The 16,584-nt window shown below is 75.9% G+C and carries 14 protein-coding genes; 4 read left to right on the top strand and 10 right to left on the bottom strand.

What is annotated here, in order from left to right:
• Positions 1-78 precede the first annotated feature (78 nt).
• The 3 genes from ACFIF2_RS21675 to ACFIF2_RS21665 all read right to left on the bottom strand — a co-directional run bounded on the left by ACFIF2_RS21675 (position 79) and on the right by ACFIF2_RS21665 (position 6,279).
• On the bottom strand, positions 79-1,368 hold the full coding sequence (locus ACFIF2_RS21675) for a PucR family transcriptional regulator (RefSeq protein WP_395574850.1): 1,290 nt from the start codon (positions 1,366-1,368) through the stop codon (positions 79-81).
• A gap of 116 nt (positions 1,369-1,484) precedes the next feature.
• Positions 1,485-5,093: a LuxR C-terminal-related transcriptional regulator gene (locus ACFIF2_RS21670; RefSeq protein ID WP_395574849.1), complete on the bottom strand. Its 3,609-nt coding sequence runs from the start codon at positions 5,091-5,093 to the stop codon at positions 1,485-1,487.
• 253 nt (positions 5,094-5,346) lie between these two features.
• On the bottom strand, positions 5,347-6,279 hold the full coding sequence (locus tag ACFIF2_RS21665; RefSeq protein WP_395574848.1) for an alpha/beta hydrolase: 933 nt from the start codon (positions 6,277-6,279) through the stop codon (positions 5,347-5,349).
• 315 nt (positions 6,280-6,594) lie between these two features.
• Between ACFIF2_RS21665 and ACFIF2_RS21660 the strand changes: the two genes are divergently transcribed.
• Positions 6,595-7,482: a Gfo/Idh/MocA family protein gene (locus ACFIF2_RS21660; RefSeq protein WP_395574847.1), complete on the top strand. Its 888-nt coding sequence runs from the start codon at positions 6,595-6,597 to the stop codon at positions 7,480-7,482.
• Between the two features lie 4 nt (positions 7,483-7,486).
• On the opposite strand, the gene ACFIF2_RS21655 is transcribed toward ACFIF2_RS21660, so the two are convergent.
• Positions 7,487-7,864, bottom strand: coding sequence for a hypothetical protein (locus tag ACFIF2_RS21655; protein WP_395574857.1), 378 nt, complete (start codon positions 7,862-7,864; stop codon positions 7,487-7,489).
• Positions 7,865-8,017: 153 nt separating this feature from the next.
• Here ACFIF2_RS21655 and ACFIF2_RS21650 point away from each other — a divergent pair, with 153 nt between their 5' ends.
• Positions 8,018-9,136, top strand: coding sequence for a PP2C family protein-serine/threonine phosphatase (locus ACFIF2_RS21650; protein WP_395574846.1), 1,119 nt, complete (start codon positions 8,018-8,020; stop codon positions 9,134-9,136).
• A 119-nt stretch (positions 9,137-9,255) separates the two neighbouring features.
• On the top strand, positions 9,256-9,477 hold the full coding sequence (locus tag ACFIF2_RS21645) for a hypothetical protein (protein ID WP_395574845.1): 222 nt from the start codon (positions 9,256-9,258) through the stop codon (positions 9,475-9,477).
• Positions 9,478-9,663: 186 nt separating this feature from the next.
• Here the strand turns inward: ACFIF2_RS21645 and ACFIF2_RS21640 are convergent, their stop codons facing one another.
• The 4 genes from ACFIF2_RS21640 to ACFIF2_RS21625 all read right to left on the bottom strand — a co-directional run bounded on the left by ACFIF2_RS21640 (position 9,664) and on the right by ACFIF2_RS21625 (position 15,026).
• The gene (locus ACFIF2_RS21640; RefSeq protein WP_395574844.1) at positions 9,664-10,170 is read right to left on the bottom strand and encodes a DUF5709 domain-containing protein; all 507 of its coding nucleotides are present in this window, start codon (positions 10,168-10,170) and stop codon (positions 9,664-9,666) included.
• A gap of 115 nt (positions 10,171-10,285) precedes the next feature.
• Positions 10,286-11,764 (bottom strand): hypothetical protein, encoded by a 1,479-nt coding sequence (locus ACFIF2_RS21635; protein ID WP_395574843.1) that lies wholly within the window; start codon positions 11,762-11,764, stop codon positions 10,286-10,288.
• 170 nt (positions 11,765-11,934) lie between these two features.
• Entirely contained in the window at positions 11,935-14,289 is a 2,355-nt protein-coding gene (locus ACFIF2_RS21630; RefSeq protein ID WP_395574842.1) for a glycoside hydrolase family 65 protein, read from the bottom strand.
• A complete protein-coding gene (locus tag ACFIF2_RS21625; RefSeq protein WP_395574841.1) occupies positions 14,286-15,026 on the bottom strand; it encodes a beta-phosphoglucomutase family hydrolase in 741 nt (246 codons plus the stop codon). The genes ACFIF2_RS21630 and ACFIF2_RS21625 overlap by 4 nt, the downstream gene beginning before the upstream one ends.
• 54 nt (positions 15,027-15,080) lie before the next feature.
• On the opposite strand from ACFIF2_RS21625, the gene ACFIF2_RS21620 reads away from it, so the two are divergent.
• On the top strand, positions 15,081-15,737 hold the full coding sequence (locus ACFIF2_RS21620; RefSeq protein WP_395574840.1) for a nucleoside/nucleotide kinase family protein: 657 nt from the start codon (positions 15,081-15,083) through the stop codon (positions 15,735-15,737).
• Here ACFIF2_RS21620 and ACFIF2_RS21615 read toward each other — a convergent pair.
• Entirely contained in the window at positions 15,732-16,157 is a 426-nt protein-coding gene (locus tag ACFIF2_RS21615; RefSeq protein WP_395574839.1) for a DUF3662 domain-containing protein, read from the bottom strand. The two genes, ACFIF2_RS21620 and ACFIF2_RS21615, sit on opposite strands and share 6 nt — an antisense overlap.
• Positions 16,158-16,247: 90 nt before the next feature.
• On the bottom strand, positions 16,248-16,409 hold the full coding sequence (locus ACFIF2_RS21610; protein ID WP_395574838.1) for a hypothetical protein: 162 nt from the start codon (positions 16,407-16,409) through the stop codon (positions 16,248-16,250).
• Positions 16,410-16,584 lie beyond the last annotated feature (175 nt).

Here is a 16,584-nt window from a genome sequence, read left to right as displayed (position 1 = left end):
GCCCCCCCCCCCCCCCCCCCCCCCCCCCCCCCCCCCCCCCGCCCCGCATGCTTCACACCTGGGGGCCGCCGCTCGGGCTCAGTCGCGCAGGAGCCGTCGGGCGGTGAGGGCCAGGGTCATCTCGACCAGGTCGGCCGGGCGGGCCAGGGAGCGGCCGGTCAGTTGCTCGCAGCGGCGGAGGCGGTTGAGGACCGTGTTGCGGTGGCAGTAGAGGCGTTCGCCCGCCCGTTGCGCCGAGCCGTCGCAGTCGAGCCACGTGGTGAGGGTGTCCAGCAGCACCTCGCGGTCGGCGGGCTCCAGGCGCAGCAGCGGGCCGAGTACCTTCTCGGCGAGGGCGCGGCCCAGCTCGGGGCTGGTGACGACCATGGCGGCGGGGAGGTGGTCGGCCAGTCGCACCGTGCCACCGCCCGGGGGACAGATGTCCAGGGCCGTGTCGGCCAGCCTGCGGGCGTCGCCGACGGCGGCGAGCCCGTCGACGGGGCTGCCGATCCCGACGCGGAGGCCGGCGAGCGGTCCGCAGGCCCCGGAACCGGCGTCCTCCGGGTCACTCGCCGGAACGTCGTCGCCCGCGCCGACCAGCACGATCCCGTAGTCGACGTCGGCCCCGGCGTGCCAGTGGACGCGGGCACAGGACGGTACGGCGGCGGCACGGGCGGCGTCGCGGCGGGCGGGGTGCACCCCGGTGACCGCCACGACGACGTACCGCCCCTGTTCCGGCAGGCCGAGCGCCTGGGCGGCCTCGGGCAGGTCGGCGATGCGGCTGGTGCCGTCGAGCAGCCCGGCCGCCAGCAGCCGGACCCGGTTCTCGCGCCGCCGACCCAGCTGCCACTCGGTCTGCCGGTAGGCGTCGCTGACGAGGGTGCAGTGCTCGTCGACGAAGTTCCACACGTCGGCGGCCACGTGCACGAGGAGGCGTACGTCCTCGGGGGCGGCCTTCGAGGTCTCCTCGACCAGCCGCTGCCACACCAGAGAGCCGCCGAGACGGAAGGCGTGCAGCAGGGCGTCCAGCGGGAGCCCCTGCTCGGCGCGGGAGGCGCCGATCCGCCAGGAGCAGCGGCGGGCCGCCTCCCGCGCGCCGCGGGGGTCGAGCAGCGAGGTCACGCTGTGCCGCAGCGAGCGCTGGGCCTCCTGCCAGGTGGCCTGCGGGTCCCGGGTGATGGCCGCGCGGTAGGCCGGCTCCTGCTCCCGCAGCAGGGCCACCAGCCGGTCGGTCAGGTCGGGCAGGTCGTCGAGCAGCGCGCGGGCCGCCCGGTGCAGGACCCGCAGGGCGTCCGCGTCCATCAAGGACGCGACGCTCGGTGTCCGCGGGCGTGGAACGGGCGTCAGTCCGGTGCGGATCGCTGCTCGTGACCGTACGGCGTGCTGCATCGCGGTCCTCCCCAGGCCAGGGCTTGCGGAGGCGCCCCGCGACGGGCCGTCCGCCCGCGCCGGGCATGCCCCCTGACTCGTCCTGCCCGAAGGATGGCATACCGTCCGGTCGGTCCCTAGGGTTGTGCACCGCTCTTTTCGGTCACGGCGGCCTGCTCGGCGTTCTCGACCATGCGGGCCAGCTCCAGACGGGACCGCACGCCGAGGGCGGCGAAGACCTTGCGGAGGTGGTAGTCGACGGTGCGGGTGCTGACCGCGAGGGTCAGCGCGACCTCCCGGTTGGTGGCGCCCTCGGCGACGTGCCGCGCGATGCGCAGCTGCTGCGGCGTCAGACCGGTCAGCGCTCCGGCGCTCCCCGCGCGCGGCCCCGCGCCCAGCGCCCGCAGCTCGCCGCGCGCCTGGGCCGCCCAGACGCCGGCCCCGCAGCGGTCGAAGCCGGCCAGGGCGGTGCCGAGGCGGCCGCGGGCCTCGCGGGGTCTGCGCCGCCGGCGCAGCCACTTGCCGTACAGCAGGGCGGTGCGGGCCCGTTCGAAGTCGCCGCCCGCCTCGTCGTGCCGGGCGAGCGCGCGCAGGTACAGGTCGTCGGCGCGGTCGGGCGGCGCGAGGAGGGCGCGGCAGCGGGCCAGTTGCGCCTCGGCCTGCGGATCGGCGCCGAACGCCGCCCAGCCGGCGAAGTCGTCGAGGACCTCCCGGGTGTCCTCGTGGCGTCCGGCGAGGACGGCGGCCTCCACGAAGCACGGCACGGCGAGCCGCCACACGGCGAAGTGGCCGCGCCCGGGGCCGGGCAGGACCAGGAGTCCGAGCCGGTCGGCGGCGTCGAGGGGGCGCCCCCGGCCCAGGTCGGCCCGGGCCGCCGCCCACTCGGCGAGGGTCGCCGCCTGGGCCAGCCCGTGCCGGCGGGCCGTGGTCAGCGCGGCGGCCACGAGCCGGGCGACGGTGTCCGGCTCGTCCTCGATCGACGCCGCGAGGGCCAGGACCGCCTGGTGGTGGGCGGCCGTGTTGCGCTGCCCGGTCCGCAGCGCGGTGCGCAGGCCCTCCTCCGCGTGGGCGCGGGCCTGCGGGTGCCGGCCGGCGCGCAGTTCGGCGTAGGCGAGGTACTCCAGCGCCTGCGGCACCAGCGAGTCCGACCCGTGCTGCCGGGCGGCGGCCAGGGCCCGCGCCCCCGCCCGGCGGGCGGCGTCCACGTCTCCGAGCAGCAGGGCGGCGGACGCGGATCTCAGCAGTCGCTCGGGCCGGTCGTCGGTCCGCGCCCGCGCCACCACGTGCCCGAGCGGCTCGACGGCCCGGTCGAGCCGCCCTTCGAGCAGCGCCCGCATACCGACGCGATGCTCACTCAGAGCACCGGCCGCGAGCCCGGCGGGGCTCAGCGGTTCGAGCCGCCCGGGGGGCGGGGGCTCGGGCGCGGGGGTTTCGGATGCGGGGGTCCCGGGCGCGGGGGTGTCGGGTGCCGGCGTCCCGGATGCCGGGGTCTCGGATGCGGGGGTCCCGGGTGCCGACGTCCCGGATGCGGGGGTCCTGGGTGCCGGCGCCCCGGGTGCCGACGCCCCGAGTGCCGGCGTCCCGGACGCGGGGGTGTCGGGTGCCGACGCCCCGAGTGCCGACGTCCCGGACGCGGGGGTGTCGGGTGCCGGCGTCCCGGATGCCGGGGTCTCGGATGCGGGGGTCCCGGGTGCCGACGTCCCGGATGCGGGGGTCCTGGGTGCCGGCGCCCCGGATGCGGGGGTCCTGGGTGCCGGCGCCCCGGGTGCCGGGGTGCCGGATGCGGGGACGGATGCCGGGGCTGCCCCGGGGCCCGTCTGGGGCACCGGAGCCGATGGCCCAGGCACCGGAGACCCGGGCCCCGGGGGCGGTGCCGGTGCCGGTGCCAGGGTCTCGGCGGGCGGCCGGGGTGGAGGAGCCGGGGACTCAGGCGCTTCGGGCGCGGAGGACTCCAAGGACTCGGGCACCGGGGCACCGGGAGCCGGGGAGATGGGCGTCAGGGCCTCAGGGCCCGGGGACGCAGGGGGCGCCAGGGAACCGGGCGCCCGGGACGATGCCGGCGCCAGGCACCCGGCAGACGGCTGGGGCCCGGCAGACGGCTGGGGCCCGGCAGACGGCTGGGATCTGGCAAACGGCTGGGACCTGGCAAACGGCTGGGACCTGGCAGACGGCTGCGACCCAGCAAGCGGCTGCGACCCAGCAGACGGCTGCGACCCGGCAGGCGGTTGCGCCCCGGGCGCCCGGAGGGCAGGCGCGCCGGACTCGGAGGCGTCCAGGGAGCCGGGCGCCTGGGGTCCTGGTAGGGCGAGGGTCGCCAGGCAGGCCGGGAGGTCGCCCGCCGCCCAGGCCGCGTCGGCGGCGGCCTGGGCGGCGGTCGCCGCGTCGGCGGGCGCGTCCTCGGCGAGCAGGGAGGCGGCGAGCAGCAGCGACTGGTGGGCGTCCCCGACGGGGCCGTCCCGGAGTTCCATCAGGCCGCGCACCAGCTCGGCCCGTCCCCGTACGGCGGCCGGCGCCGCGCAGTCGCGGGCGGCGGCGAGCAGGGGACGGACCCGGTCGGGACGGCCGGCGAGCAGCGCCTGGGAGGCCGCGGCCGTGAACCGCTCGGCGCGTGACGGGCCGTCCGCCGTCAGCTCGGCGGCGCGGGCGTATGCCGTGGCGCGCAGCCGGTGCGAGCCAGGCACCGTGCCGTCGGCCGCGACCGCCGCCAGCCGGTCCGCGAGCGTCGGCGCGGGCGCGGGGCCGGCCAGGGACCAGGAGCGGTGCAGCAGCGCCGGGAGCGGCTGTCCGCCCGCCGCCAGCACGTCGGCCAGCGCCCGGTGGACGGCGCGGCGCCGGTCCGGCGCGGCGGCGGCATGGACCGCGCGCCGGACCAGCGAGGCGTGGAAGCGGAGCCGGTCGCCGGTCAGGGCGAGCGGCGCGGGCAGCGGGTCCAGGGAGGGCACCGCCCCGGTCGCCGCGCTCAGGTGCCGTACGGCGTCGAGGACCGGGCCAGCGTCGACGTCCGGCCCGTCCGACGCACGGAGGGCCGCCGCCACCGTCAGCAGCAGGTCCCGGGCGGGTGCCGACAGCCCGGCCGGTCCGGGCCCCGCCACCTCCGCCAGGGTTCCGGCGTCGGCCAGGGGTCTGGGCAGGGGCCGGTGTCCGCTCAGTTCGGCGGGTGACAGCCGGCGGACCAGGGCGAGGAGCAGGGCCGGGTTGCCGTCGGCCTCGGCGAGCAGTTCCTCGCGCACGGCGGGGTCGGCCGGCCCGTCGGTCACCTCGTCGAGCAGGGCGTCGGCCCACGGGGGCGTGAGCGGGTCCAGGCGGACGACCGGCATGCGGGCGTACTCATGGTCGACGGCCCGGTCGCCGGCGACGGAGAGGAGCAGCCCGACGCGCCCGGCGGTGTGCAGGCGTTCGGCCGTGCGGGCCAGGGCGGCGCGGGCGGGGGCGTCCCACAGGTGGGCGTCGTCGACGCACACGAGTGCGGGGGCGTCGCCGGCCGCCGCCCGCAGGGCGCGGAGCAGTTCCTCGGCGTCGGCTCGCGCGGGCCGGCCGGGGCCGGGGCCGAGGTGGAGTACGGGACCGGCCCGGAAGGAGTGGGCGGCCCACCGGAGGAAGGTGGTCCGGCCGAGTCCGGGTTCGCCGGTCACGAGGAGGTGGCCGCCGCGGGTGCGCAGCCCGTCCAGCAGGGCGCGCACCGCCTGGCGTTGGGTGCTCCGGCCGTGGATCCGCACGGCCGTGGGTACGGTCGTCTCTCCGGTCATTCCCGGGAGGTTACGCGCGCGTAACCTGACGCGGAAGCCATCGGTCCGCCGTGGCCCTCCGCCGCACCGGCCGTGTCACCTGCGGTTGTCGCCGCATCGCCGGGAACGGGCACTGTGCCGCTGCCCAGCGGACCGGGCCCGGGGCCGTGCGGCGGCACAGCGGACCGGGCCCGGGGCCGTGCGGCGGCGGCACAACGCGCCGACGGCGGTCGCCACGTGCGCGCGACCGCCGCCGGATGGTGCGTGCGGAACGTCAGGAGGCGTGCGGGCAGTTGCCCCGGTACTCCTCGATGGCCAGGCTCGGCCGCGGCAGCGGGCACAGGAACTGCTCGTAGCGGGTGTCGTTGTCGATGAACCGCTTGAGCCAGGAAATGCTGTACTTCGCGATCGTCGTGTTCGACGTGTTCGGCGCGAAGTGGGTCGCGTTGTTCAGCTCCAGGTAGGCCCGGTCCGTCCGGGACGGCAGGCTGGAGTAGAACGGCTCGGAGTGCGAGGAGACCGGGGCGACGCTGTCACCGTCGGCGCCCACGATCAGCGTCGGGGTGCTGACCTCGGGCCAGGTCTTGTCCGTGTTCCAGGGCGTCAGGGGGATGGCGGCCTGGAGGGAGGGACGGGACTTGGCGGCCTCCAGCGAGCCGCCGCCGCCCATCGAGTGGCCCATGACACCGAGCCGGCTGCTGTCGATCCGCCCGCGCACGGAACTGCGCTCGGTGAGGTAGTCCAGCGCCGCCAGCAGCTGCCGGCCGCGCGAGTCGGGCTGGTCCAGCGTGGTGTTGGTGTCGATGGTGAACACCACGAAGCCCTGCGAGGCCAGCCGCGGACCGAGCCAGGCCATGGAGGACTGGGACGCGGTGAAACCGGGGGCGACGGCGACGGCGCCGAACGTGCCGTCGCTGGTGCTGGTCGGGTAGTAGATCGTGCCGCCGCCGAAGCCGGTGACCGCGAGCGAGGAGACGCTGGTGTCCGCGACGGAGTACGGGCCGCGCAGTGCCTCGATGCTGGACTCGGTGGGCGCCGGGCCGCGCTCGTAGGGGTTGTCGGCGGCCTGGGCGCCGGGGCCGGTGAGGGTGCTGAACGCGACGGCGGCGGCGACGGCCGCCGTCACGCCGGCGAACCGCCGCCGGACTCCGCGCGACGCCGGTCGCGTGTCCCTGGGGGCGGCCTGGGTGTGGGGGTTCTGCTCCACGAGGAGTCGTCCTCTCTGTCGTGGCGAAGGGGACCGGCCGGTGGTCGCACACGGCCCGGGACGCGTGGGGTCGCGTTCCGGGACATCCGCCGGACGGGGTCGCCGATGAGCTGGCCGTGCCACTGTCGAGGGGTGGTGCGGTCGGGGGGATCGGCAGAATCACCGGTCTCGTGCGACGGGTGGGGCGGGGCCCGCCCCTTGCCCGGTCCCCGGGGCGGTGTGGCACGCTCGGGTCGGCCGGGCGTCGCGCGCCGGTCGCGGGGAAGGGACGTCGGCGGGCCCGGCCCGGGTCCGGCATCGTGGAGAGGCGACGGGATGCGTATCGGTCTGCTCGGCACCGGCCCGTGGGCGGACATGGCGCACGCGCCCGCCCTGAGCGGGCACGGCGCTCTGGAGTTCACGGGGGTGTGGGGGCGCCGCCCGGACGCCGCGAAGGCGCTGGCGGACCGGCACGGCACGCGGGCCTACGACGACGTCGACGCCCTGCTCGCGGACGTGGAGGCGGTGGCGGTGGCCCTGCCTCCGTCCGTGCAGGCGGAACTGGCGGTGCGCGCGGCACGGGCCGGGTGCCACCTGCTGCTCGACAAGCCGCTCGCGACGACGGTGGCGCAGGGGCGTGCGGTGGTCGACGCGGTACGGGCGGCGGGCGTCGCCTCGGTCGTCTTCTTCACCGCCCGGTTCCAGCCGGAGACGGAGGCGTGGATCGCCGGACAGGCCGCGCGGGACGGCTGGTTCACGGCGCGGGCGCAGTGGCTCGGCGCCCTGTTCGACGGGGGCGGCAGCCCGTTCGCCGCCTCGCCGTGGCGACGTGAGAAGGGCGCCCTGTGGGACGTGGGACCGCACGCCCTGTCCGTGCTGCTGCCGGTCCTCGGTGACACCGGGCGGGTGTCGGCGGCGGTACCGGGGCCCGGGGACACCGTCCACCTCGTCCTGGAGCACGCCGGCGGTGCGTCCAGCACGGTCACGCTCAGTCTGACGGCGCCGCCCGCAGCGGCGGGTGCGGCGGTGGAGCTGCGGGGCCGGGCGGGCGTGACGCTCCTTCCGGAGGCCGCCGAAGGACCGGTGCCCGCGCTGCTGCGTGCCCTGGACGCGCTGCTCGCCTCGGCCGCGGGCGGGCGACCGCACCCGTGCGACGCGGCCTTCGGGCTGCGTGTCACCGAGATCCTCGCCGAGGCCGAGGCGCTGCTTAACGACGGGCGGTGACCGGTCAGCCGCCGCCGTCCCCCTGACCGGACGGCTCGAACGGCTCGTCGCTCCACCGGAACCAGGCCCGCTCGCCCCGGACGTGCAGCAGGAACTCGGCGACCGGGCCGTCGGGGGAGATCAGCCGCACCCGTCGTTCGATCTCGGCGTAGACCGCCTCCCACTCCGCCCCCGGCCCCGCGTCGTCCTCCTCTAGGAGGGCGAGTTCGCGGGCGAACAACTCCTGGACGGCCCCGTACGCCGGGCCGGCGCGGAACCTGCCGGACAGCCAGGGGAAGTCCGCGTCGTCGATGACGATCTCCCCGATCCCGGCGCCCGCACCCGGGTCGTCTCCCGCGTCCGGTGCCGCGCGCACCTGCCAGACCTCGCCCTCGAACCCCACGTCGCCTCCGCCGGCCGCCCCGTCGATCACCGTGCGGGCCAGCATGCCATCCGGCGCCCCCGCCGGTCCGGACGACTCCCGGCCCGGCGGGGGGGGCGTACGGCTTCGCCGCCCCGGCGTGCGGGAAGCGGCGCGGCGTAGGAGCGTGGTGGTGTGCGATGGGTGTCGGCGCTGCCACCGCGCCGGGGCGAGGACCGGCGGAGCTGGCTGAGCGGCGCCCCGCCGCCCCGGTGGGTGCGGGTGCTGCCGCCGGTCCTGCTCGTGGGGATCTGCGCGGCGACGCTCATCAGTGACGAGCCCCTGGAGATCGGTTTCCTGCTGGGCGCCATCCCGCCGCTGGCCGTCCTGTCCTACGGTCCGCTGGCGACCGCGCTGCTCGGCGGTGTGGTGATCGCGCTGCTGCACATCCCCGCCCTCCAGCTCGACCGGCCGGGTGACGCCGACCTGCTGACCATCGTCTTCGTGGCCGTGCTCAGCGTCTTCGTGTCGTTCGTCCGCAGCCGCCGCGACGCCCAGCTGGACCTGGAGCGCACCGTCGCCGAGGCCGCGCAGCGCGCCCTCGCGCCCCCGCTGCCCGACCGGGTCGGGGCGGTGCGCTGCACGGGGCTGTACCGGGCGGCGCAGCGCGGGACCCTCGTCGGCGGCGACTTCTTCGACGTACGGGACGGACCCTTCGGCGTCCGGGTGGTGACCGGCGACGTGCAGGGGCACGGGCTGTCGGCGGTGTCGACGGTCGCCTCGCTGCTGGGGGCGTTCCGGGAGGCGGTGCTCGACCAGCCCGACCTCGCGTCGGTGGCCCGGCGGCTCGACCGCAGGCTGCTGGTGGACTCGGCGGACGCGCGGCACGCCGAGCTGTTCGCCACGGCCGCGCTGCTGGAGTTCTCCGCCGACGCCCGCGAGGTGCGCGTCGTCGTCTGCGGCAACCCGCCGCCCCTGCTGCTGCGGGGCGCGCGGGTCACGGAGGTGGAGGTCGCCCCGTGGACGCCGCTCGGGCTGGGGCTGTCGGACGCCGGCGCGATCGAGGCGTGCGCGGTGTCGCTGCGGCCGGGCGACCGGCTCTTCCTCGCCTCCGACGGGGTGGTCGAGGCCCGGGACGCCGGCGGCGCCTTCTACCCGCTGGCCGACCGGCTGGCCGTCCTCGCCGACGCGGACGGCGGGGACCCGGCCCTGCTCCCCGGCCGGGTCTGGGACGACCTGGTGCGCTTGTGCCCGGACGTGGAGGACGACGTCACGATGCTCGTCCTCACCCCCTCGCCCCATGCGATGGCCTGAATCACCCCTCTCCCTCGGGATGCGCGGGCCGCTTCCGCATTGAATGGTGTTATCGGGATATTCGGGACCGACAACAGCACGGCACCGAAGCAGCGATCCGGATCCGAGGAGCACTGATCATGTCGACGTCACAGCCCGACGCCTCCCGGCCGTCCGAAGCCCGCGCGGGCGACGACCGCGCCACGCCGGACGACCTGCTCCACACCCGTAACGGCACCGATGTGTCCCCGGAGGACCTGGTCCTCGCGGCCGGCCGGGACGTCACTCCGAAGAACCTCGAATGGGCCCGGCGCAAGCTGGCCGACGAGGGCCCCGCGGCCATGGACAAACTCCTCCCCTGACCGAGGCGGGCCCGACCTGAACCGGGGCGGGCCCGCACGGGCGCCCACCGGGCGGCCCGTCCGTCGGACGGCACGAGGCCCGCACGGGCGCCAGGGGCACCCGTGCGGGCCTCGGTGACGGCTGCGCGGCGGGGTGGATCGGGGGACGGACCCTCGGCTGGGCCCTCGGTCGAGCTCTCGATCGGGTCAGGCGGTGCGGCCGGCGTTCCGTTCGTCCTCCGGGTCGGGCAGCTCCGTCTCGTCCTCCACGACGTGCATGGCGGCCTCCTCGGCGCCCGCGGCCCCGCCGTCGATGCCCACGTCCTCGGCGACCGTCTCCTTGGTCGTGTCGGCGCGTACGCCCTCGTCGGGGGCGACCAGGCGGCCGGAGCGGCCGGTGCCGGCCTCCGGGTCCACCGGTTCGCCCTCACCGCCGGGCTGGTCCCCCACGCCGTCCCCGTCGGGCACGGACACGTCGGGCACCTCCTGGGACAGCCGCTCGTCCAGGGTCTCGCCGTCGTGCTGCTCGGCGGCGGTGGTGCCGTGCTTGGTCACGCCGAGGGGTTTCTCCGGCGGGGAGTAGCCCTCGTCGAGCGTGTCGTCGTAGGTCCGCTCGTCGACGGCGTCCTGGAGGTCCAGCGGCGCGGCGTCCTCCTGCTCCTCGTTGGTTCCGGTGGGCTGGTAGACGTCGTCGGCCATCGGGTCCGTGCCCATCGCTGCCTCCTTGCGCGCTGCGTCGGCTCGGTGTCTCGGTCTGCGGTTCGCGTGTCTCGGTGTGCGGTTCGCGTTTCCCGAAACGCGATCTCTAACCCGCTCCGGCCAGTGATCCTCAGCCGCGCGGCGCGACGCGGACGGTCAGGTCGGTGACGCGGTACGGGGTCCACCCACGGGCGTATCCGGGCGGGGTGCCGCCCGGTCCGGTGACGTCGGCGACCGGGATCCGGCGGGCGGTGCCGACGATCTCGCCGGCGGTGGTGTTCTCGTTGTTGCCGCTGACGGCGCCGGAGGAGCAGCCGGTGTAGTAGCCGATCGGGATGGACTCGTGCCCGGTCACCAGACAGGGCGGGCGGACCCCGAGGCGGTGCAGCTCACGGGCGACGCGGGCCCAGTCCTCGCGGCTGGCGACGTTGCGGTCCACGGTCCCCTCGAGGACGGCGAACTGCACCGCCAGATGGCCGGCCAGCGCCAGCGCGACCAGGGGCGCGGCCACCGGGCGCCATCGGCCGCGCCCGGTCCTGACCAGGTGCCACAGCGCGTCGGCGACCGGGACGGCGAGCAGCGCGTAGGCGGGCTGGAGGAAGCGGGGAGCCGCGTAGCCGATCATGAAGAGGTAGGGCGCGGCGGCCGTCACGGCGCACGCGAGCGGGATCAGGGACCGCGCGGCGCGCCCGGCCCGGACCGCGACCACGGCCCCGAGGGCGGCGAGGGCCGGCAGGACGATCCACCACAGGGTGACCACCGGGTGGGGCATGGATCCCGTGCAGGGGCGGCACAGGCCCCGCCCGCCCAGGCTGCGCAGCTGGTCGTCGACCGCGATGCTCCAGCCGAGGCCGCCCTGGATCTCGGAGGCCCGCGACAGCCGCTCGCCGAGGCCGCCGTACCAGCCGTACGCCTCGATCACCCACTCCACTCCCCCGGCGGCGAGGCCGCCCACGAGGGCGAGCAGCAGGGGCCACCGGCGGCGGGCGAGGACGAGCACCAGCAGGGGCAGGGTCACCCAGACGGCGTCGGTCGGCCGCATCCACGCCATCAGCGCGGCCCCGGCCACCACGCCCCACAGCGCGGTCCGGCCGGCCGGTCCCTGCCAGGAGCGCAGGAAGCAGCCCGCGCACACCAGGGCGCCGATCGCGACCCAGTAGTTGGGCATGGCCTGCGGACCGTAGAACAGGGTCACCCACAGGGTGGCGAAGAAGGCGCCGGCCGTGGCCAGGACGCGGGTGGGGAACAGGCCCCGCCAGGCCCGCAGGGCGAGGTAGAGGCCGAGGCCGGAGAGCACGGAGAGGTAGACGCGCAGCAGTTCCGTGGACGACGACCAGGACGCGACGGGCGCCACCAGCAGGGAGACGCCCCGGGCGCGCGGGGCGCTGAAGAAGGCGGCGGGGTGGTGGCTGCTGACCTGGCTGACGTAGACCGTCTCGTCCCAGCCGAGACCCATCCAGGGGTGCACGAAGACCAGCTGGGCCAGGGTGAAGACGGCGGCCACCGCCGCGAGCGGGGCACGTGGGCCGAGACGCCGTGGGGTGCCGGACGGCGCCGCCGGTCCGCCGCGCCGTCTGCCGGCCAGCATGGCGTTCGCGCCGTCGGCCATCGTGCACCCCTCACCCCCGCGCCTCGCGGGGTCGCTCGTCCTCACCTCCAGCCGCCGGTGGCGGGAGCCCGGGAATCCGGAGAACAAGGTCAAACTAACCCGCGACCCCCGCGTACGCAGGGCGGATCTCGGCCAGTCGGAGGGTCCGCGCCCGCCCTCGCGCGCACGGGTCAGTGGGCGTTGGGACGGCGGTGCGGGGGCTGTTCGGGGGTGGGGCGCCGCTTGGGAGCGGGAATGGGACGGGCGACGGGGCCGTCGCCGTTCACCGTCAGCCGGTCGCCGTGGTGATGGATGGTCAGGGGCTCGCCGTCCAACAGGGTGTAGGTCGCCCTGTCCGCGCGGATCTCCACGCGCAGGCACCGGCCGCGGAACTGGAGCCGGAAGGCGAGGCGGCTGAACTTCTCGGGCAGGCGCGGCGTGAACCGGAGGCTGTCGCCCTCCCGCCGGGTGCCGCCGAACCCGGCGACCAGCGCCATCCACGTACCGGCGAGGGAGGCGATGTGGAGCCCGTCGCGGGTGTTGTGCTCCAGGTCGGCGAGGTCCATCAGGGCGGCCTCGGCGGCGTAGTCGTAGGCCAGCCGGAGGTGTCCGGTCTGGGCCGCGACGACGGCCTGGCAGCAGGCGGACAGGGAGGAGTCCCGCACGGTGAGCGGCTCGTAGTAGGCGAAGTTGCGGGCGATCTGGTCCTCGTCGCAGTGGGCGTCGAACCAGCTGCCGCAGGTGTACATCGCCAGGACGAGGTCGGACTGCTTGATCACCTGCTTGCGGTAGAGGTCGAAGTAGGGGAAGTGCAGCATCAGCGGGTACTGGTCGGCTTCGGTACCGGCGAAGTCCCAGCGCTGGTAGCGGGTGAAGCCCGAGTGCTGCTCGTGGACACCCAGCTCCTCGTTGTACGGGATGTGCACGGACTCGGCGGCGTCCCGCCAGGCGGCGCTCTCCTCGTCGTCGACGCCGAGCCGGACCGCTTCGTCGGGGTGGCGTTCGCACGCGTCGGCCGCGGCGAGCAGGTTCGAGCGGGCCATGAGGTTGGTGTACGTGTTGTCGTCGGCGATGGCGCTGTACTCGTCGGGGCCGGTGACGCCGTCGATGTGGAACACGCCGTGGTGGTCGTGGTGGCCCAGCGAGCGCCACAGCCGGGCCGTCTCCACCAGGAGTTCGAGGGCGGTGTCGCGTTCGAAGTCGGTGTCGCCGGTCGCCGCCGTGTAGCGCACGGCGGCGTGCGCGATGTCGGCGGCCACGTGGAAGGCGGCGGTGCCGGCCGGCCAGTACGCGGAGCCCTCCGAGCCGTCGATGGTCCGCCAGGGGAACGCGGCGCCGCGCAGCCCGAGCTGGGCGGCGCGGTCCCGGGCGGCGGGCAGGGTGTCCTGCCGCCAGCGCAGCGCCTCGGCGACGGCCTTGGGCTCGGTGTAGGTCAGCACCGGCAGCACGAACATCTCGGTGTCCCAGAACGCGTGCCCGTCGTAGCCGGAGCCGGTCAGTCCCTTGGCGGGAATGGCCCGCTGTTCGGCGCGGGCGCCGGCCTGGAGGACGTGGAACAGGGCGAAGCGCACGGCCTGCTGGATCTCCTCGTCGCCGTGCACCTCGACGTCCGCCCGGGCCCAGAAGTCGTCGAGGTAGGCGCGCTGTTCGTCGACCAGGCCGTCCCAGCCGCCGTGCGCCGCGGCGGCGAGCGCGGCCTCCACCTGGTCGCTCATCGCGGGCCGGGAGCGGGCGCCCGACCAGCCGTGGGCGACCGTCTTGCGCACCCGCAGCCGCTGGCCCGGCTCCAGCACGGCGGTGATGGTCAGGCGGGACACGTCCACGTTGCTCTCGCTGCTGGTGGTGGTCTCCCCGGGCGCGTCGACGACGTGGTCGGCGGCCACGGCGACCCTGAGCCCGCTGCGCCGCGTCCGGTGGACCAGGCGCAGCCGGGACCCGACGGCGAGGTCCTCCTCGGGTTCCAGCGGCGACCGCAGCGCCTTGGCCGTGCGGGGGTCGCCGTCGGGGTCGGGCAGGCTCTCGTTGGCGACCAGTTCCGACTGGATGACCACCCGGGTCCGGCTGTCGACGGGCTCCACCTCGTACGACACGGCGGCGATGGCCCGCTGGGTGAGGGAGACCAGCCGGGTGGAGCGCACCCGGACGGTCGTACCGGCGGGCGAGGTCCATTCGCAGGTCCGCTCCAGCACGCCGCGGCGCAGGTCCAGGGCCCGTTCGTGCTTGACGAGCCGCCCGTAGCGCAGGTCGAAGGGTTCGTCGTCGACGAGGAGGCGCAGCAGCTTGCCGTTGGTGACGTTGATGACGGTCTGGCCGGACTCGGGGTAGCCGTAGCCGGCCTCGGCGTAGGGCAGCGGGTGGAGTTCGTAGACGCCGTTGAGGTAGCTGCCGGGCAGGCCGTGGGGTTCGCCCTCGTCGAGGTTGCCGCGCCAGCCGATGTGCCCGTTGGACAGGGCGAAGACGGACTCGCTCTGGGCGAGGAGGTCGAGGTTGAGGGCCGTCTCGCGCACGGACCAGGGTTCGACGGCGTACGTCCGGTTGGTGATCACGCCCGGCCCCCCAGTTCCGCGAGGTCCTTGACGACGCGGTCGGCGCCGTGGGCGTAGAGGGCGTCGGTCTGGCCGACGCGGTCGACGCCGACGACGTAGCCGAAGTGCCCGGAGCGTCCGGCGTCCATGCCGGCGAGGGCGTCCTCGAATACGGCGGCGCCGGACGGTTCGACGCCGAGGTCGCGGGCGGCGGCCAGGAAGGTGTCGGGGCGCGGTTTGCCCGGCAGGTTCCGCTCGCGGGCCACGACGCCGTCGATCCTTACGTCGAACAGGCGCTCGGCGTCGATGGAGCGCAGGACGTCCTGGGTGTTGGCGCTGGAGGAGACGATCGCGGTGGCGAGTCCGGCGGCGCGGACCGCGTCGATGTAGCGCAGCGTGCCCTCGTAGGGCTCGACACCGTCGGTGCGGATCTTCTCCAGGACCAGGGCGTTCTTGCGGTTGCCGACGCCGTTCACGGTCCGCGCGCCGGGCGGGTCGTCCGGGTCGCCCTCGGGCAGTTCGATGCCGCGGGAGGCGAGGAAGGAGCGCACGCCGTCGGCGCGGGGGCGGCCGTCGACGTACTCGTCGTAGTCGGAGTCGGTGAAGGGGCGGAAGTCCGCGCCGTCCCGCTCGCGCAGGAAGGCGTCGAACGTCTGCTTCCAGGCGGCCGCGTGCACCACCGCCGTCCTGGTGACGACCCCGTCGAGGTCGAAGAGACAGGCCCGGATGCCCTCGGGAAGTCCTAGCTGCGTGGTCATACCCGACACAGTTCCCCACCCGGGCGGGTCCGATCAGGTGACACACTCTGCGGTGTGCCGCTGACCTTCGACGACCTCCTCGCCCGTGCCCGTGCCCTCCCCCGCGGCGGACGCCGTGCGCTCCTCGGTGTCGCGGGCGGTCCCGGCGCCGGCAAGTCGACGCTCGCCGAGCACCTGGTGCGGGAGCTGAACGGGACCGGCGAGCCGTGGGTCGCCCACGTCCCCATGGACGGCTTCCACCTCGCCGACGCCGAACTGGACCGGCTCGGCCGCCGGGACCGCAAGGGCGCGCCCGACACCTTCGACGCGGCGGGGTACGCGGCCCTGTTGCGCCGCCTGCGCGAGGAGGCGGACGCGGACACCGTCTACGCGCCCGGTTTCGAGCGGGTGCTGGAGCAGCCGCTCGCCGGGGCGGTACCGGTACCGCCGTCGGCGCGGCTGGTCGTGACGGAGGGCAACTACCTGCTGCTGGCGGACGGGGCGTGGGCGCGGGTGCGGTCCTGCCTCGACGAGGTGTGGTTCTGCGAGCTGGAGGAGGCGGAGCGGGTGCGCCGTCTGGTGGCGCGGCACGAGCGGTTCGGCAAGTCCCACCGGGACGCGGTCGCCTGGGCGCTCGGCACCGACGGGCGCAACGCCGCCTTGGTCGCCGCGACCCGGGACCGCGCCGACCTCGTGGTGCCCGCTACCGCGATGCCGGCCGGCCGGTCATGACCGGGCGTCGGCGGTGTGCGGCTGCTCCGCGTGCGGGAAGCCGTCGGCGCTCACGTGCGGCATGACGCCGCTCGCCACGGAGTAGCGGCCGTTCGGTACGTCGTCCGACCTGGTGACGTGGACGGCCAGGGGCCCGGCCCATTCGTATCCGCGCCGCTCGGCGTGCCGGGCCAGGCTGTCCGTGAGCACCTGGCCCACCCGGCCGTCCTGGCGCGCCAGTTCGTCGTGGACGGCGCCGGCGAGCGCGACGTCGTAGGCGTTGGGCACCATGACCCGCCCGGCGGGCGAGACCACGGCGTTGCCGTCGCATTCGGTGCGCAGGGCGTCGAGCAGTTCGACGGGGTCCTTGTCGAGGATCCGCGCCCGCAGCGCTTCCAGTCGGTTCTCCAGCGTCTTCTCCAGCGCGCTCATGGCGCCCATACGGTGTCACCTGCCGGGGTCTGCTCGGAGGGCGGTCGGTTCGGCCGGTCGGGCCGGTCGCCCTGGGCCGTTCGGGGGGTCAGGGTGCGGTCACTTCTCGTCGAAGTCGTCGGGGCGGACGTGTGCCTCCTCCAGTGCCTCGCGCAGGGTGCGGCCGGTGCCACCGGGTTGGCGGGGCGCGTCCTGCTCGCGCTGTTCGAGAACCTCGTCGGTGGTGTCGGTCTTCGGCCGGTTCTCTTCCGGGACGGTCATGACCGCGGCTCCTCTCGCGTGCTGTGGTCGCTTCCGTGACGGCGGGTTCCCGGCCGACGCGGTGCTATCCCCACGGCACCGGGTGTCGTCGCGGAACCGGGCGGATTCCGGCCGCGCGGGCTCCGAAAGGGCCGGTCGCACCACCCTGGCGGCCACGGGGGGTGAGCTATGTTGA

The organism is Streptomyces sp. BK79, assembly GCF_044142145.1.
Taxonomy (GTDB): domain Bacteria; phylum Actinomycetota; class Actinomycetes; order Streptomycetales; family Streptomycetaceae; genus Streptomyces.
This window is presented reverse-complemented; position numbering and strand designations above follow the sequence as displayed.